The organism is Bradyrhizobium sp. sGM-13, from assembly GCF_018398875.1.
GTDB lineage: Bacteria > Pseudomonadota > Alphaproteobacteria > Rhizobiales > Xanthobacteraceae > Bradyrhizobium.
The window spans coordinates 1-244 of sequence record NZ_JAGWDK010000409.1 but is presented as its reverse complement, the minus strand read 5'-3'; the positions used below and the strand labels follow the sequence as shown (position 1 = coordinate 244).

1 pseudogene is annotated in these 244 nt (G+C 59.0%); it reads right to left on the bottom strand.

Annotated elements, in window-relative coordinates:
- Positions 1-201: pseudogene (locus KJQ96_RS42605) on the bottom strand (N-acetyl sugar amidotransferase); the annotation flags it as partial.
- Between the last annotated feature and the right edge of the window lie 43 nt (positions 202-244).

Here is a 244-nt window from a genome sequence, read left to right as displayed (position 1 = left end):
GAAGGCCAACTGGAGGTCGCGCATCTCCCGCCAATCGACGACATCGGTCTGAAGGTGCACTCCCAACTTGGTAGTTGCATTCTCGATGTTGCTCGCGGCCAACTCCGAGTTCCACCCGCTGTCGAAATGGACGGCCAGGGGTCGCAAACCCATGTCAACCGCACGCAGGAGCATGTAGGTGCTGTCAACACCGCCACTCACTCCAATGACGCAGTCGTACTCTTTGCCGGCTCAGACCTCGCAA